A 16,634-nucleotide genomic window follows, 5' to 3' on the forward strand; every position below is an offset into this window, starting at 1 on the left:
CAGGCCAGAGGGGGGTGCTGTCCCGCCAGCCTCCTCCATGGTACGTGCAGCTTTTGCCCACACCTCGAATCCGCCTATAATCCTCTGATGCCCATCCGCCAGCTTTCCGAAACGATGATCAACCAGATCGCCGCCGGCGAGGTTATCGAGCGTCCGGCGAGCGTGGTGAAGGAGCTGGTCGAGAATGCGCTCGACGCAGGGGCCTCGCGCGTCGAAGTCGTCACGGCGGGCGGCGGGCTGAACCTCATCCGCGTCACCGATGACGGCTCGGGCATAGCCGAACCGGAGCTTGCACTGGCGATTGCTCGCCACTGCACCTCGAAGCTTTCCGACAATATCCACGACATCCGCTCGCTCGGTTTTCGCGGCGAGGCGCTGCCCTCGATCGGCTCGGTGGCGCGGCTGTCGATCCGCTCGCGCACGGCAAGCGGCGACAGCGCGGCCGAGATCGGCATCGACGGCGGCCGCGTCTCGCCGGTGAAGCCGGCGGCAGCCAATCGCGGCACGACGGTCGAGGTGCGCGACCTCTTCTTCGCCACGCCGGCCAGGCTGAAATTCATGAAGGGCGAGCGCGCCGAAAGCTCGGCCACCAGCGACGTGGTGAAGCGCATCGCCATCGCCTTCCCGGCCGTGCGCTTCACGCTTGCCGGTCCCGACCGCTCGACGCTGGAACTGCCGGCGACGGACGATACGCCGGAAGGCCGGCTTGCCCGCGTCGCGCAGGTGATGGGCAAGGATTTTCCCGACAATGCCATTGCCATCGATGCCATGCGCGATGGCGTGCATCTTGCCGGGCACGTCTCGATCCCGTCCTACACGCGCGCCAATGCGCTTCAGCAATATGCCTATGTCAATGGACGGCCGGTGCGCGACAAGCTGATCGCCGGCGCGATCCGCGGCGCCTTCGCCGACGTCCTGCCGCGCGACCGGCACGCGGTCACCGTGCTGTTCCTGTCGCTCGATCCTTCGACCGTCGATGTCAATGTCCATCCAGCCAAGGCCGATGTGCGCTTCCGCGATCCCGGCCTGGTGCGCGGGCTGATCGTCGGCGCCATCCGCGAGGCGCTGGCCGGCGCCGGCATCCGCGCGGCGACCACGGGTGCTGCCGGCATGATGGCGGCGTTCCGGCCGGGTGCTGCGCCCTACTCGCATCCAGGCCCGGCCAATGGGCACCGAGGCTATGACGCGGCCTACCGTGCTTCCGGCTCCAGCGGTTTCGATCCGACACGTTCTCCACAGCGGCCGCTCGACATGGGCTATGGCGAGGCGAGATCGCGAGCCAATGGTTTTGCCGAAAACGAGCAAGCCGCCTTCGACACCGGCCCGCTCGCCAGCGCCGATATCCGCGCCGGCATGGCCGAGCCGGCCGAAGCGCTGCTCGGCATGGTGCTGGGCGCGGCGCGCGCGCAGGTGCATGAAAACTATATCGTCGCCCAGACGCGGGATTCGCTGGTCATCGTCGACCAACACGCGGCGCATGAACGACTGGTCTATGAGGCGCTGAAGAATGCGCTGCATTCGCGCGCGGTGCCGTCGCAGATGCTTCTCCTGCCCGAGATCGTCGACCTGCCGGAAGAGGATGCCGAGCGGCTGGCGATGCATTCGGACACGCTGGCCAAATTCGGCCTCGGCCTCGAGCGCTTCGGCCCGGGCGCGGTGGCGGTGCGCGAGACGCCGTCGATGCTGGGCGAGACCAACGTGCAGCAGCTGGTGCGCGACCTCGCCGACGAGATCGCCGACAACGACACGGTCGAGACGCTGAAGGAGCGGCTGGACAGAATAGCCGCGACCATGGCCTGCCATGGTTCCGTCCGGTCCGGCCGGTTGCTCAAGGCCGAGGAGATGAACGCGCTGCTGCGCCAGATGGAGGCGACGCCGGGGTCCGGCACCTGCAACCACGGCCGCCCGACCTATATCGAGCTCAAGCTCGCCGATATCGAAAGGCTGTTCGGACGGCGGTGAGCGCTGGAGCAATTCCAGGAAAAGTGTGAACGGTTTTCCGTCCGGAATTGCGTAAAAACAAAGAGATAGTGCGGTTCGCCGTTTCCGTGAAACGGTGAAACGCACTAGACTGACGCCCCATTTCATTTTCTCTTGCGATATTTGTTCGCCTTGGGGCTGAAGGCATAGTCCTCAGTATGGCCTGCGCCACCGCCGCTAAAATTCACGGAAATGACGTCCTTGCCTCCCTCGACCCACTTCTCGACATTCATATAGATGGACGTCATCAGCATGCCGGCGCTGCAGGCGTCATCATCCTTGAGGGCAATTTCCTGAACGACCTTCCCGCTGCGTTTCTTGATGACCTGCATTTTTTTCATGCAAGTGCCTGAGTCGGTGTCCGCATAGATACCGGCAAACCTGTCGGCAGCTGTCTCGGCCCAGAAGGGAATCTCGACGGTCCCGTCGATCTTTACCTCGCCCTTGTCGTCCAGACTGGCGACCTTCTTGAGCGTGACGGGATATGTGTCGGCACCCTTGCTCCAGGTGCCTGTCGCGCCGTTTTCGGCCATGTCGATGGAAAACGGGCATCCGGCGGTGTCGACAGGGGTCTTTGATCCAACCATCAATACCCGGTCGAATTCCTTCTTGCCCGAGATCTCGCAGAGCGCGAGCCTGGTGCCGGTGATCTTGCCGTACACCGCTATTGGGCTCTGCTTGGCGTCGTAGAAGTAACTGCCCTCGACCGTTATCCCGCTGCCGAACCCGTCATAGGTCTGAAGCGAGATATGAACGGGCTGAGAGCCGATGGACCCTTCGTAATTTTCCACATGATACCAGCCCGCGGCGGCGTTCCCGCACAGCAGCAGTACGCAAGAAATTGCGCATACGAACCGTCCTGCCATCCCGATCACCGCCGCGTTCCCCGAAAGCGGCTCACCATAGCCGCCCGCCTGGCGCGTGTCTGCATCACCGCGGGGGTACTCGAGATTTTAAGTCCGCAAACGACTGCAGCGTTTTGAATTACCGCTTCAAATTCACCACGATCACGCCGCCCAGAGCCAGCGCGCCGCCGAGAATGCCGAGCAGCGATGGCACTTCGCCCAGCCAGAAGAAGCCGATCAAGGCGGAGGTCGGCGAGACGAGGTAGAGGAAGTTCGAGGCGCGCGCGGCAGGCAGGCGGGAAAGCGCGGTCGCCCAGGCGGCATAGGCGATCAATGAAGGCACGATGCCGAGATAGATGACGGCGCCGAGACCGGCGGTGTTGGCGACCGCTGCCTGCGAAAACGCTTCCGGCAGGAACGGCGACAGGCAGAGCGCGCCGAGCACCATGTTGGAGGCGGAGATCGTCAGCGGATGATGGCGGGCAAAGAGCGGCTTCTGGACGATGGTGTTGACGGCCGAACAAAGTGCCGAGCCCAGCACCAGCAGCGCGCCGGCGTTGAAATGCAGGCCGTGTCCGTCGGCCACCGCGATGATGCCGATGCCGGCAAAGGAGATGACGGTGCCGAGCCAGGCGATTCCCGAGAAGCGTTCGCCGAGCAGCGCCATGGCCATGATGGCGGTGAAGATCGGGCTGACATTGATGATGAAGCCGGCCGCGCCCGCCGAGACGGTAAGCTCGCCGAAATTGAGCATGGCGGTGTAGAGCGCGACGAAGATGGCGCCGCCGAAGGCGAAGCGCCACAGCTCGTCGATCCTGGGCAGCGCCGGGCGCTTCACCGCGAGGAAGATGGCGGCCGGAACGGCCGCGATGGCGAAGCGCAGCGCCCCTAGCTCCAGCGGCTGGAAGGCGCCAAGGCCGGCGCGGATCGCCGGGAAAGCCGAGGCCCAGCCGATGACCGTCAACGTCACCGCGACCGCCGCGGTGGTGTCCATGCGCTGTGTCTCATTCAACGTGCCGGTGTAAGCGCTCATTGCCGTAGCCTCGTCTTTCTGTGTCATGGAGGCAGAAAACGGCATTGCCGGCCAATTGACAAACGACCAATTCGAGGGTCAGCTGTGAATATGGATCACAGCTCTGACCAGATACTGCCGCTCGAAACCTTGCGCGCCTTCGACGCGGCGGCGCGGACAGGGAGTTTTTCCGCGGCGGCCGAAAAGCTCAACCTCACCCATGGCGCGGTGAGCCGCCAGATCGCCAAGCTGGAGGGCTGGCTGGGCTTGAAAGTGTTCGAGCGCAACGCACGAGGCGTGACGCTGACGATCGAGGGCAACCGCCTGCATTTGAGGACCGCCGAGGCCTTCGCGCTGATCTCGGTCAACTCCGACCGCTGGGTCGAGCCGCGCGGCACCGCCGTGGTGCGGCTGGCCTCGATCCCGTCGGTGAGCGGGCTGTGGCTGATGCCGCGCATGGCGGAATTGGAGAACCATCCGACCAAGCTGCGTATCGTGCTCGACGTCGACAACCGCCAGGCCGACCTCGCCGACGAAGGCATCGACCTGTCGGTGCGCTGCGGACGCGGCCGCATTCCGGGCCGCGTCTCGGTGCAGCTTTTCGAGGAGCATGTTTTCCCGATCGCCTCGCCGGAGCTGGCGAAGGAGATCGGACGAGGCGACCCTGCGCGACTGCTGAAATTCCCGCTGATCAACGATTCCGACGCTTCCGCCTGGCGCGCCTGGTTCGCGGCGCAGGACGTAGACTATCGCCCACGCCCGCAGGACAGGCGTTTCGAAGACTATAATCTGGTGCTGGATGCTGCGGCGCACGGGCTGGGCATTGCGCTGGCACGACCGCCGCTGACCGCAGACCAGCTCCAATCCGGCCGTATCGTCGCCGTCGATGAGCGCGTTGCGCTCAACCCGGTGTCTTACTGGATGGACCGCCCGGTCGGCCGGCCGCGCGCGGCGGCGGCGGACCTTGCCAGGCGCATTGCCGAACAGGCAGCGCTTGCTCCGGAAAAGCTCGAAGCTTTCCTTCAGGACGACGTCTGAGCGGGATCAGCGAAGCAACAGCACCATGATCGTTGCGGTCACCGCCGAGACGACGGCGGTGACGACCGAGATCGTCCAAAGGGATATCGGCGCGGATTCCGATCGCGGAGCGTGTCCAGCCGGACGGACTGCGGCGCCGCGCGGCTGAGGCGCGTTGGCGTTGGCCGCGACCAGCGCCGAAGCGGAAGCGGCGGTCGGCGAAAATGTGGACAATGCCGGCGCAGCCACGGGCCTGGACGTATTGTCGGCAACCGCTGCCGGTGGTGGGACGAAGCCGCGCGGAGCCTGATCGGTATCCGTCGCCGCCCTGGCCGTCGAGGGTCTTGCCGGCGCATCGTCGGTGGCGGCATCGGGCTCCATGATGGCCCGGTAGGCGTCCTCGACCTCGGAGGACGACAGGCGTTGCGATGCCTGAGCGGCCTGGCGCGGCTGCGCGCTTTGCAGCGACTGGGCCGCGATTTGCGCCGCTTGCCCCGTCGTCGGCGCCGGCGGCTGGACCAGCGCCTTGATCAAAGCCGTCGTCGCCGGATCGGCCTTCGGCGACGTCACCGCCTGCGGCGTGAGCGCCTCATTGATCAGCGTGTTCAGGCGGGTCGAGGTGATGTCCATGCCGGTTTCCGGAAAGCATTTTGCCGCTCAGCCATACTGCATGAGCATTGCGTCAAGCTTGACGTTGCTTGCGATTTGTGGCGATTGAAACCCGATGAACTCAAGCGTCCTTCCATGATGAATCGTTTCGAAGGCCCGGGCGGCAGGGAAGCCCGGATCCGCTATCTCGACGGCGACTTCCAGGTCACCAGTCCCGGCTCTTTCGTGCGCTGCGCGGTGACGGGCGAGAACATTCCCCTCGACGAGCTCAAATATTGGAGCGTCGCCCGGCAGGAGCCCTACGTGAACGCGGCTGTCTCGCTTGCCCGCGAGATCGAGATGCACCCGGAATTGCGCAAGCGGGGATAGGCCATGCGAACCCATGGCGCCGTGGCCATCAATTTCGACCGCGCTTAGGGTATTGCATTGAAAAACCTAAAGAATTCTCTCAAGACTGCCGTTCGCATGCCACTAATCATGCGCGCGAGATTGCGCGATCGGGCGGTATCGAAAGCCCCACGGTTCAAGCTGACGGCCTGCGCCATCTTCCGTGAGGAAGCGCCGTTCCTGGCCGAATGGATCAGGTTCCATCAGAGCGTGGGATTTGAGCATTTCTATCTGTACAACAACTTCTCGACCGACGACTTCAAAGCCGTATTGGACCCGTTCATCCAGGAAGGGCTGGTTACGCTGGTCGACTGGCCGCGGCCGGTAGGGCAGTTGTCGGCCTACAAGGATTGTATCCGCAGGCACTGGCATGAAGCATTGTGGATCGGGCTGTTCGATATCGACGAGTTTCTTTTCGCGCCCGACGGGCGTGACGTGCGCTCCGTCCTTAACGCTTATCGCGACCTGCCGGGCGTCTGTGTCTGGCAGGCGTTTTACGGCTCCTCCGGCCATGTCGAAAGGCCGGAAAGTCCGGTGGTCGAAGCCTACACGATGCGAGCCGGGCCGGACATCACGACGGCCAAGACAATCGTCAACCCTCGCATGGTCTACAAGGTTGGCGTCCATCTGTCGAAATTCCTGTCCGGTGAAGGGCTCGATACCCATCGACGGACCATCGTGCCCGGCATGCCCCCCAAGCTCGATATCTTGAGGATCAATCACTATTGGTCGCGATCGCTTGCCGACCTCGACCAGAAAATCCGGCGCGGCGACGCTTCGACTTCAGCGCTGCGCGACAGGGATTGGCATTTCGACTTCGAAAGCAAGCTTAACGTCGAGCGCGACGAGGCGATCCTGAAGGCGATGCGCCGCGCGGGTTAGAAGCGGCCACCCTTCCCTTCCCGGCTGATGGCCCTAGGCCGTCATTTCAGTGCTGACACTTTCGCGCTTCCGGGGCTATAGACACCAAAGGGCGATGGGTACGGGGGTTATCGTGAAGGCTCTTGTGACCGGCGGCGCCGGCTTCATCGGTTCGCATCTATGCGACCTGTTGCTGGCAAAAGACCGGCAGGTAATATGCGCCGACAATTTTTACACCGGCTCGGAAGAAAACATCCGTCACCTTCTGGGCAATCCAAATTTCGAGCTTCTGAGACACGACATTACCGTGCCCCTCGAAGTCGAAACGGATGAGATCTTCAATCTCGCCTGCCCGGCCTCGCCCGTCCACTATCAGCGCATTCCGATCGAGACGACCAGGACCTGCGTCTATGGAGCGATCAACATGCTCGATCTCGCATGCGCTTCCGGAGCCAGAATCCTTCAGGCATCGACATCCGAGGTCTATGGCGATCCGCAAGTCCATCCTCAGACCGAGGCCTATTGGGGCCACGTCAATCCGATCGGACCGCGCAGCTGCTACGACGAAGGCAAGAGATGCGCCGAGGCGCTGTTCTTCGACTACTGGCGCCAGTCGAAATTACCCATCAAGGTGCTGCGCATATTCAATACATACGGGCCTCGCATGCATCCGTCGGATGGACGCGTGGTCAGCAATTTCATCGTCCAGGCCCTGCGGAACGACCCCATAACCATCTACGGCGACGGAAGCCACACGCGCAGCTTCTGCTACGTCGACGACCTCGTCGACGCGATGGTTCGGATGATGGCTACGCCCGACGATTTCGTAGGCCCGCTCAATGTTGGAAACCCGTCGGAAGTCACGATCCTGGAACTGGCCGAACTTGTGCTGGGCATTGTCGGCGGCAAGTCCAAGATCGAGTTCAAGCCCCTGCCGCAAGACGATCCCCAACAGCGCCAACCCGACATAGATCTGGCGCGATCGACGCTGGACTGGTCCCCTCGCGTCGCCCTCGAGGATGGGCTTGGCGAAACGGTTCGCTACTTCCGCCGGCTGATCAACGGCAATTGACGGCGGGCGCCGCTCAACCCCGCATCTTGCGCTGGCGCCAGGCGTCGAGCGTCTCGTCGATTATGCGCTCGGGCACATGATCGAGCTCGAACACCGCCTCGATATCGAGCACGTCCAGTTGGTCGAGAAAACCGGCGGGCGTCTCGCCATGGCGCAGCCGCGCGGCGTCCTTTGCCGTGGTGACGAGGCGCAGTCCCTCCTGCCGGGCGAGCACCAGGAGGTCGGCGAGCTCGTCCTGGGCGTAAAAATGATGGTCCGGAAAAGCGCGCGAAAGCGCGACTTCGCCGCCCGCGCCGCGCACCGTGTCGAAGAATTTCTCCGGATGGCCGATGCCGGCGAAGGCCAGGAAGCGGCGGCCGGCGAAGCGTGACGGGTCGGCCGGCTCGACATGCGCCAGGAAGATCGGCCGTCCGGCGCGCGCGGCCTGGCGCACGACGCCGTCGGCGGCGGCCCCCTCGCCCATCTTCAGCAAGCCGCTGGTGAAGACCAGCTGGTCGACGACCTTGGCGCGGAGCGGCCCCCCCGGAATGACGCGGCCGTTGCCGACACCGAAGCGGGCGTCGACCACGACCAGCGCGTAATCGATGTGGATGTGCGCCGACTGAAAGCCATCATCCATGATCAGGAAGTCGCAGCCATGTCCCTCGATGAGCAGCTTCGCGCCGGCGGCGCGGTTGGCCGTCACCGCGACAGGCGCGTGTTCGGCGAGCAGCAGCGGCTCGTCGCCGACATGCTTGGCGGCGTCGTGATGCGCGTCGACGACATGCGGCTTGGCGAACGAACCGCCATGGCCGCGCGACAGGAAGCCTGGGGTAAGCTGCATGCGCCTGGCTTGCTTGGCCAAAGCGATGGCGACCGGCGTCTTGCCGCTGCCGCCAACGGTGAGGTTGCCGACGCACAGCACGGGTGCTGCGACCTTCTCGCGCGGAGCGTGGCGCATGCGGCGGCCCGCCACCAGGCCGTAGACCGCCGAAGCCGGCGACAGCGCGAGCACGCGCCAGTCCGGCTTTTCCCACCAGAAGGGTGGCGCTTCGCTGGTCATCGCGCCGGCCCTATGCGCCTCGGCTTCGCGCATGAGCTTTTCCAAAAACCGGTCCCGATTTTTGGGATCATGCGCTCTACCCCTTGTTTTACGCAATTCCGGACGGAAAAACCGTTACACACTTTTCCTGGAATTGCTTTAGCGCCCGTTTGCGCCTTTCAGGCGCGCCTTGACGACCAGCGGCTGGATATAGGGCTCCAGCGATTTCAGCGTGCGGGCAAGCGCGCCGCGCATCTCGTCGACGGTGGCGGCACCCGCCGCCATCATTTCGTGGCGTGCCGCTTCGTTGGTCAAAAGGAAATTGACGGCGCCGGCCAGCATGTCGCGGTCGCGCACCAGCTTGGCGCCGCCGCTGTCGAGCAAGCGCTGATAGGCCTCGCGGAAATTCTGCACGTTGCGGCCGGCAAGCACGGCGGTTTCGAGCATCGCCGGCTCGAGCGGGTTCTGGCCGCCTTCCGAGGTCAGCGAGCGGCCGACGAAAGCGATCTCGGTCAGCCTCAGGTAAAGGCCCATTTCGCCGATCGTATCGCCCAGCAGGATATCGGTGTCGGGCGAGATGCGGTCGGCCTTGCTGCGCCTTGCCACCGTCAGGCCCATGCCGGAAATCTGCGCGGCAAGCGCATCCGCGCGGTCGGGGTGACGCGGCACGATGATGGTCAGGAGCCCGTGATGGCGCCTGTGCAGGCTGGCATGGACCTCGGCGGCCACGACCTCCTCGCCGTCATGGGTCGAGATCGCCGCCCAGGTCGGACGATCGCCGATCTGGCGCTGCAGGGTGGCCAAAGCCCGCTCGTCGACCGGCGGCGGGTTGGTGTCGACCTTGAGGTTGCCGGATACGGTAACCGGCCGGGCGCCGAGCGCGCGAAACCGCTCGCCGTCGGTATCCGACTGGGCGATGACGTGGGCGAGGTTCTCAAACAGCGCCTCGGCGACGCCGGCGCGCTTCTTCCACGAGGTGAAGGAGCGGTCGGACAGCCGGCCATTGACCAGAACCTGCGGCACGTTGCGGGCGCCAAGTTCCAGGATGGTCATCGGCCAGATTTCCGATTCGGCGATGATCGCCAGTTCCGGCCGCCAGTGATCGAGGAAGCGGCTCACCGCGGGTTTCAGATCAAGCGGCACATATTGGTGGATGATGCGGCTGCCGAGGCGCTCTTCGGCGACCTTGGCCGAGGTCACGGTGCCGGTGGTCAGGACGATGTTGACGCCATAGTCGAGGATGCTCTCGACCAGCGGCACCACCGCGATCGTCTCGCCCACGCTTGCGGCATGGATCCAGATCACCGGCCCTTCCGGACGGGGACGGCCGGCTACGCCATAGCGCTCGCGCCGGCGGACGCGGTCCTCCTTGCCGCGCGAGGCGCGCCAGGCGACATAGGGTCCGATCAGCGGATAGGCGGCCGCCCCGGCATAGCGGTAGGCGGTCAGGGCCACGCGCGCCCAACGCTCGCTCATTTGCCGCTATCCACGAGGCGATAGGCCTCGGCCGTTGCCGCATTTAGGGAGGCAGTGACCTCCTGGCGCTTGCGCTCCATCTCGGCATCGTCGGCATCGGCCGGTACGAAGACCGGCGGCCCCACTATAACCGCGGAGCGGCCGAAAGGCAGGTTGATGGTGGTCTTGTCCCAGCTCTTCTCCAGCACCTTGCGGCGGCTGGTGGCGATGGCCGAGGGCAGGATCGGCCGGCCGGAAAGTCTTGCCAGGAGAACGATGCCAAGCCCGGCGTCGCGCGGCGTGCCGTTCGGAATGTCGGCGATCATGGCGACGTTCTTGCCCGCGACGAGCGACTTCTTGAGCGCGATCAAGGCCTTGGCGCCGCCTTTGTCGAGATGCCTCGAACTGTTGCGACCGCCGGAGCCGCGCACCGCCTCGATACCGAATTTCTCGATCATCAGCGCCTGGAGCTCGGCGTCGGCGCTGCGCGAGACCATGGCGACCAGCTGCCGGCCCTTGGGATAATAGGCTGGGGTCAGAAGATGCTGGCCGTGCCAGAGCGCTATGATGCCGGGCTCGAGATGCGCGTAAGCGCCGCCGGCTACCTGGGTCGAGCCTTCGACGAGCGGGCTGGTGACGCGAATCAGCCGCACGAACCAGGCGAACAGGTTGGCGATGAAGTTCTTGACGAAACTCGACTGCGCCAACGGCTCACGGATGCGCCGCCACAGCGTGCGCGTTCCGCCGCGCCTGGCGGCGCGCCGCCCAGTCGCCCCTTTCACCGCTTCATGCTCCATCGACGTCAACCGCCGACCTTCGATTCTGGATCGAGCAGACGGTGCAGATGAACAACGAAATAACGCATATGGGCATTGTCGACACTGGCCTGCGCCTTGGCTTTCCAGGCGCCAAGCGCGGTCTGATAGTCGGGATAGATGCCGACAATGTCGAGGGTTTCGAGATCGCGGAACTCGGTTCCACCCAGCTTTTTCAGCTCGCCGCCGAAAACCAGGTGCAAAAGCTGCTTCTTTCCGTCTTCCACGGCCATGCCGATCCTTCGCATGCTTATGAATTCGTGACAGGTTTTAGACCAAAGCTGCCGGTATTGGAACCGCCGACCGCCTCACCCTTCGTCAAGCCCGGCAATGACCCCGGCAAGCACGCCGAGCAATTCGCCGCTGCCGGCCGCGAGCGCGCCATGATTGATCACCTCGCCGGCGTAGCGCGGCGGCTTGCCGGTGCGGTCTATCAATGCGCCGCCGGCCTCGGTGAGGATGAGATCGGCAGCTGCGATGTCCCAGTCATGCGCGCTCGGCTTGACGAAGGTCGCGTCGAGTTTGCCCGCGGCGATCATCGCCAGCCGATAGGCAAGCGAAGGAATGTAGGCCGTGCGCCGCAGCCTTCCCTGCCAGGCCTGCGGCATCAAGTCGACCAGCGGCTTGGGTCCGCCGATATCGACGTCCTGCCCAAGCGGACGGACATGGATGCGCCTGTCGTTGAGATAGGCGCCCTCACCCGGCAGCGCCCAATAGGTCTCGCGTTTGGCCGGGCATTCGAGCACGCCCGCGAGCGAGCGCCCGGCCTCGACCACGGCTACGCTGACGCACCAGGAATGCAGGCCATCGAGAAAGCCGCGCGTGCCGTCGATCGGGTCGACGACGAAGGTGCGGCGGGCCGACAGCCTGGCATGGTCGTCGGCGGTCTCCTCCGACAGCCAGCCATAATCCGGACGCGCCCGAAGCAAGGTCTCGCGCAGATAGGCGTCAGCCGCATGGTCGGCCTCGCTCACCGGCGAGGTGCCGCCTTTCATCCACACCTGCGGGTTGTTGCCGAAATAGCGCATGGCGATGGCGCCGGCCTCGCGAGCGGCATCGCGCAGCAAAGCGAGGTCTTCGCGGGCCTCGCTCGAGGTCAATTGGTCAAGCGCCGGCAAGGGTCATCCCTTCGATCAGGAGCGTCGGCGCCGCCGTGCCGAAATTGCGGTCGAGATCGTTCGCCGGCACCATGTTGAGGAACATGGTCTTCAGGTTCGAGGCGATCGTCACCTCGGCCACCGGGTAGGCCAGCGCGCCGTTCTCGATCCAGTAGCCGGAGGCGCCTCGGCTGTATTCGCCGGTCACCATGTCGACGCCCTGGCCGAAGACCTCGGTGACATAGAAGCCGCTCTTCAACGACGCGATCAGATCTTCCGGCGAACGCCCGCCCGGCTCGATGGCAAGGTTGGTCGAGGACGGCGAAACCGACGAGCCGCTGCGCGAGCCGCGCCCATTGGTGACGAGGCCGAGCTCGCGCGCGGCAGAGGTCGACAGGAACCAGTGGTTCAAGACGCCCTTCTCGACCATCAGCAGCTTCTCGCCCTCGACGCCCTCGCCATCGAAGGGGCGCGAGGCCTGGCCGCGCCGCCGCAAAGGCTCGTCTGTGACGGTGATCGCGGCCGACGCCACCTCTCTGCCCATCATGTCGCGCAGGAAGCTGGTCTTGCGGGCGACCGCGGCGCCGTTGATGGCGCCGGCCAGATGGCCGGCTATGCCGCGCGCGACGCGCGGATCGAACACCACGTCGACCGGGCCGGTCGCCGCCTTGCGGGCGCCGAGGCGGCGCACCGCGCGTTCGCCCGCCTTGCGGCCGATCTCTTCCGGCGCGTCGAGGTCGGCGAAGTGCTGGCGCGAGGAGAATTCGTAGTCACGCTCCATCGCGGTTCCCTCACCCGCGATGACGCTGGTCGAGCGCGAGAAACGCGAGCCGACATACTGGCCGACAAAGCCATGCGAAGTGGCGAGAACCATGCCGCCCAGGCCGGCGCCGGCGCTGCTGCCCGCGGAATTGGTCACGCCCTTGACCGCCAATGCGGCCGCTTCGGCCGCAAGTGCCGCTTCCTTCAGCTGGTCCGCCGATACCTCCGTCGGGTCGAAGAGATCGAGATCGCGCAGATTGCGGGCAAGCAGCGCGGGATCGGCGAGGCCCTGGAACGGATCCTCGGGCGAAACCCTGGCCATGGCCACGGCACGCTCGGCAAGCGCCTTGGGGTCGGATGCGGCGGTGGCCGAAACGCTCGCCACACGCTGGCCGACGAAGACGCGCAGCGACACATCCTCGCTCTCCGACGATTCGGTGCCCTCGACCTTGCCCAGCCGAACCGACACGCCGGCGGAGCGGCCGCGCACCACGACCGCGTCGGCCGCGTCGGCGCCGGCGCGCCTGGCCGCCTCGACGAGCGCCGCGACGCGATCGGTCAATTTCGCTGCGTCGAGCTTATCGGTCATGCGGTTGTTCCTGTTTGTTCACGCAGTCCGTCAGGAGGAACCCTGCCGGCTATGATGGTGCCGCACCATCATGGACGCCATGGCACCATCATGGATGCGTCCGCACCATCTATTGTTCCACCGACGCTTGTGCAATGGCGGATGCGGCAATCTCAAGGCAATCGCCGTGGTTCGTGTCGGATGCTTTACCCCAGGGCCGAGAAGGGCGTGCTACTCGGCCACCGGCGCCCAGATCACGTCCTCGATCCTGTTTGCCCCGGTCGCCAGCATCACCAGCCGGTCGAAGCCGAGGGCCGAGCCGCTGGCTTGCGGCATGAGGGCCAGAGCGGCGAGGAAATCCTCGTCCAGCGGATAACGCTCGCCATAGACGCGTTCTTTCTCGTCCATCTCGGCGACAAAGCGGCGGCGCTGTTCGGCCGCGTCGGTCAGCTCGCCGAAAGCGTTGGCAAGCTCGACGCCGCAGCAATAGAGCTCGAAGCGCTCGGCGACGCGCGGATCCTCGGCACTCGGCCGGGCGAGTGCCGCTTCCGAAATCGGATAGCCGTAAAGGATGGTGGCCCGCCCCTGCCCCAGCGCCGGCTCGATCTTTTCGACCATCACCCGGCTGAACAGGTCGGCCCAGTTGTCGTCGGGCGCGGTGCGCAGTCCGGCATGGACCAGCGCTTCGTGAAGCGCGTCGCGGTCAGTTCTGCCGTCGACTGACACGGTCGCCAGCAGGTCGATGCCCGCATGGCGCTTGAAAGCCTCCGCCACGCTCAGCCGCTCCGGCTCGGCGAAAGGGTCGGCCTCGCGGCCACGGAAACGGAAGCGCTTTGTGCCGGCCCTTTCCGCCGCGAGCGCCAGGAATTCGGCGCAGTCGTCCATCAGGCGCTCAACCGTATCGCCGACGCGGTACCATTCGAGCATGGTGAACTCGGGATGGTGCAGCGGCCCGCGCTCGCGGTTGCGCCAGACAGGGCCGAGGCTGAAGATGCGCTCCTCGCCGGCGGCAAGCAGCTTCTTGCAGGCGAATTCCGGCGAGGTGTGGAGATAGAGCGGCCGGCGCGATGCGTCGGGCCCGATCGCCTCGGTGGCGAAGGCGGCGAGATGCGCCTCGTTGCCCGGCGAAACCTGCAGCGCCGAGGTCGTCACCTCGATGAAATCGCGTGTCGAGAACCAGCCGCGCAATGCTGCGGCGATGGCATTGCGCGCCATCAGGCGCGGCCGGCGATCGGCATGGATATCAGGCGTCCACCAGGGCGAAGCGGCGGTCATGGGCAGGAAAATCGAGCGGAAGGCTGGCGGTTCGGCGCAAGATGCGCTAGGGCGCACGCGATGGCCGCCGTCGCCGCTTCGCGGAAATCGACGCTCGCAGGCCGAAAAACTCGAACGGGATCGAATATCGTGGTCAAGGTCATCGCCAGCTCCTTACGCAAAGGCAACGTCGTCGATAAGGACGGCAAGCTCTATGTCATCCTCTTTGCCGAAAACATCCACCCTGGCAAGGGTACGCCGGTAACCCAGCTCGACATGCGCCGCATCGGCGACGGGGTGAAGGTGTCGGAACGCTACCGCACGACCGAAATGGTCGAGCGCGCCTATGTCGAGGAACGCGAACACACCTTCCTCTACTCCGATGGCGAAGGTTTCCACTTCATGAACCCGGAAAGCTACGACCAGGTCGTGGCCTCGGAAGGCGTGGTCGGCGACTTCGCGCCCTATCTGCAGGAGGGCATGGCCGTGCAGCTCGCGCAGTTCAACGGCGTGCCGATCTCGCTGGTGCTGCCGCAGCGCGCCACCTTCGAGGTGGTCGATACCGAGCCGGTCACCAAGGGCCAGACGGCGTCCTCCTCCTACAAGCCGGCCGTGCTCTCCAACGGCGTGCGCACAACCGTGCCGCCGCACATCTCCGCCGGCACGCGCATCGTGGTGATGACCGCCGACGGCTCGTATGTCGAGCGCGCCAAGGACTGAGAGCTTACGTCAGCCAAATTGCCGCGGCTTCTGAGGACAGGCGTGCCGCCCCATTGGCGTGCCTTGCCTTGCCCTGTCCTGAGTGCCGGCTCGCAAAAACGGCAGGGTGCTACCTGACCTTGATCACAACCTTGCCCTTGGCGCGCCCTGTTCCGACATAGGCCAGAGCCTCGTTGGCCGCCTCGAATGGAAAAACCCGATCGACAACCGGGCGGATCGCCCCGGATTCGATGAGGGCAGTGATCTTGGTCAGTTGATCACCCTGCGCCGCCATGAAAAGAAACGAAAAACTCACGCCATGGCGCCTGGCCTTGGCCCGAATACCCCGGCTTAACAGCCGCGTTAACAACGTCAGGACCAGGTTCAGTCCCTTCGCCCGCGCAAATTCAGGATCCGGCGGGCCGGAGATGGAAATGAGCTTGCCGCCCGGTTTCAGCACGTTCAGGGATTTTTCGAGCGTCTTGGCGTCCTGGCTGTTCAGGACGACATCGTAGCCCGACAAGACTTTCTCGAAGTCGTCTTTCCTGTAGTCGACAACCACGTCCGCGCCGAGCCCCTTGACCAAATCGGCACTCGCCGCGCCGGCGGTCGTCGCAACGGCCGCGCCGAGGTGCTTTGCCAGTTGGATGGCGAATGTGCCAACGCCGCCTGAGCCGGCCTGGATGAAGACCTTCTGTCCTTTCTTCAGATTCGCCCTTTCGACGAGCACCTGCCAGGCGGTAAGGCCGACCAAGGGGATTGAGGCTGCCTCCTCCATGCCGAGGTTCTTGGGCTTCAAAGCCACGTCGGCTTCATCCAGGGCAATGAACTCGGCGAATGTGCCAATCCGGCCATCTCGCGGCCGCGCGTAGACATCGTCGCCGGGCTTGAACTTACGGACTTTCGATCCCACGCGGACAACCGTCCCAGCCATGTCGTGGCCGAGGATGAAGGGCCGGCGATAGGGCAGGATGAGCTTGAACTTTCCGGTTCTGAGATCGGAGTCCAGGAGGTTCACCCCCGCGGCGTGGACCTCGACCAGGACATCGCTATCCCCGACGTTCGGTGCCGGCATCTCAGCCAACCGCAGAATGCCCTTCTTGTTATAGCGATTGACGACAAATGCTTTCATTGCAGTGACTTTCTGAAACGTGTTTCTTGAAACAGTTGGTTCGGAAGG

At 64.8% G+C, this 16,634-nt stretch carries 17 protein-coding genes; 6 read left to right on the top strand and 11 right to left on the bottom strand.

Annotated elements, in window-relative coordinates; genetic code table 11:
• Positions 1-87 precede the first annotated feature (87 nt).
• Positions 88-1,962, top strand: a complete 1,875-nt coding sequence (mutL, locus tag RFM52_RS15895) for a DNA mismatch repair endonuclease MutL (RefSeq protein WP_320297397.1) — start codon at positions 88-90, stop codon at positions 1,960-1,962.
• Between the two features lie 122 nt (positions 1,963-2,084).
• On the opposite strand, the gene RFM52_RS15900 is transcribed toward mutL, so the two are convergent.
• Positions 2,085-2,846 (bottom strand): hypothetical protein, encoded by a 762-nt coding sequence (locus tag RFM52_RS15900; protein WP_320297398.1) that lies wholly within the window; start codon positions 2,844-2,846, stop codon positions 2,085-2,087.
• A gap of 118 nt (positions 2,847-2,964) precedes the next feature.
• The gene (locus tag RFM52_RS15905; RefSeq protein ID WP_320297399.1) at positions 2,965-3,858 is read right to left on the bottom strand and encodes a DMT family transporter; all 894 of its coding nucleotides are present in this window, start codon (positions 3,856-3,858) and stop codon (positions 2,965-2,967) included.
• Positions 3,859-3,948: 90 nt separating this feature from the next.
• Between RFM52_RS15905 and RFM52_RS15910 the strand changes: the two genes are divergently transcribed.
• On the top strand, positions 3,949-4,875 hold the full coding sequence (locus RFM52_RS15910) for a LysR substrate-binding domain-containing protein (protein WP_320297400.1): 927 nt from the start codon (positions 3,949-3,951) through the stop codon (positions 4,873-4,875).
• 6 nt (positions 4,876-4,881) lie between these two features.
• Here the strand turns inward: RFM52_RS15910 and RFM52_RS15915 are convergent, their stop codons facing one another.
• A complete protein-coding gene (locus tag RFM52_RS15915; RefSeq protein ID WP_320297401.1) occupies positions 4,882-5,484 on the bottom strand; it encodes a hypothetical protein in 603 nt (200 codons plus the stop codon).
• Positions 5,485-5,598: 114 nt separating this feature from the next.
• Between RFM52_RS15915 and RFM52_RS15920 the strand changes: the two genes are divergently transcribed.
• The 3 genes from RFM52_RS15920 (at position 5,599) to RFM52_RS15930 (ending at position 7,783) form a co-directional block, all read left to right on the top strand.
• Positions 5,599-5,832 carry a DUF2093 domain-containing protein gene (locus RFM52_RS15920; protein ID WP_040986608.1) on the top strand — a complete coding sequence of 78 codons (234 nt, stop codon included), beginning with the start codon at positions 5,599-5,601 and terminating at the stop codon, positions 5,830-5,832.
• Between the two features lie 108 nt (positions 5,833-5,940).
• Positions 5,941-6,732 (top strand): glycosyltransferase family 92 protein, encoded by a 792-nt coding sequence (locus tag RFM52_RS15925; protein WP_320297402.1) that lies wholly within the window; start codon positions 5,941-5,943, stop codon positions 6,730-6,732.
• Between the two features lie 94 nt (positions 6,733-6,826).
• On the top strand, positions 6,827-7,783 hold the full coding sequence (locus RFM52_RS15930) for a UDP-glucuronic acid decarboxylase family protein (RefSeq protein WP_320297403.1): 957 nt from the start codon (positions 6,827-6,829) through the stop codon (positions 7,781-7,783).
• A 13-nt stretch (positions 7,784-7,796) separates the two neighbouring features.
• Here RFM52_RS15930 and lpxK read toward each other — a convergent pair whose 3' ends face one another.
• From lpxK to epmA, 7 genes are all read right to left on the bottom strand, one after another.
• Positions 7,797-8,825, bottom strand: a complete 1,029-nt coding sequence (gene lpxK, locus RFM52_RS15935; protein ID WP_320297464.1) for a tetraacyldisaccharide 4'-kinase — start codon at positions 8,823-8,825, stop codon at positions 7,797-7,799.
• A gap of 138 nt (positions 8,826-8,963) precedes the next feature.
• Positions 8,964-10,280 (bottom strand): lipid IV(A) 3-deoxy-D-manno-octulosonic acid transferase, encoded by a 1,317-nt coding sequence (gene waaA / locus RFM52_RS15940; RefSeq protein WP_320297404.1) that lies wholly within the window; start codon positions 10,278-10,280, stop codon positions 8,964-8,966.
• Entirely contained in the window at positions 10,277-11,056 is a 780-nt protein-coding gene (locus RFM52_RS15945) for a lysophospholipid acyltransferase family protein (RefSeq protein WP_320297465.1), read from the bottom strand. The genes waaA and RFM52_RS15945 overlap by 4 nt, the downstream gene beginning before the upstream one ends.
• A 5-nt stretch (positions 11,057-11,061) precedes the next feature.
• Positions 11,062-11,307: a DUF4170 domain-containing protein gene (locus RFM52_RS15950; RefSeq protein ID WP_320297405.1), complete on the bottom strand. Its 246-nt coding sequence runs from the start codon at positions 11,305-11,307 to the stop codon at positions 11,062-11,064.
• A 75-nt stretch (positions 11,308-11,382) separates the two neighbouring features.
• On the bottom strand, positions 11,383-12,192 hold the full coding sequence (locus RFM52_RS15955) for a 3'(2'),5'-bisphosphate nucleotidase CysQ (protein ID WP_320297406.1): 810 nt from the start codon (positions 12,190-12,192) through the stop codon (positions 11,383-11,385).
• Positions 12,179-13,522 carry a TldD/PmbA family protein gene (locus RFM52_RS15960; RefSeq protein ID WP_320297407.1) on the bottom strand — a complete coding sequence of 448 codons (1,344 nt, stop codon included), beginning with the start codon at positions 13,520-13,522 and terminating at the stop codon, positions 12,179-12,181. Before RFM52_RS15960 ends, RFM52_RS15955 begins: the two co-directional genes overlap by 14 nt.
• Positions 13,523-13,732: 210 nt before the next feature.
• A complete protein-coding gene (epmA, locus tag RFM52_RS15965; RefSeq protein ID WP_320297408.1) occupies positions 13,733-14,776 on the bottom strand; it encodes an EF-P lysine aminoacylase EpmA in 1,044 nt (347 codons plus the stop codon).
• 129 nt (positions 14,777-14,905) lie between these two features.
• On the opposite strand from epmA, the gene efp reads away from it, so the two are divergent.
• Positions 14,906-15,475: an elongation factor P gene (gene efp / locus RFM52_RS15970; protein ID WP_320297409.1), complete on the top strand. Its 570-nt coding sequence runs from the start codon at positions 14,906-14,908 to the stop codon at positions 15,473-15,475.
• A gap of 109 nt (positions 15,476-15,584) precedes the next feature.
• Here the strand turns inward: efp and RFM52_RS15975 are convergent, their stop codons facing one another.
• Positions 15,585-16,586 carry an NADP-dependent oxidoreductase gene (locus RFM52_RS15975; protein ID WP_320297410.1) on the bottom strand — a complete coding sequence of 334 codons (1,002 nt, stop codon included), beginning with the start codon at positions 16,584-16,586 and terminating at the stop codon, positions 15,585-15,587.
• Positions 16,587-16,634 lie beyond the last annotated feature (48 nt).

The organism is Mesorhizobium humile (assembly GCF_033977215.1).
GTDB lineage: Bacteria > Pseudomonadota > Alphaproteobacteria > Rhizobiales > Rhizobiaceae > Mesorhizobium > Mesorhizobium humile.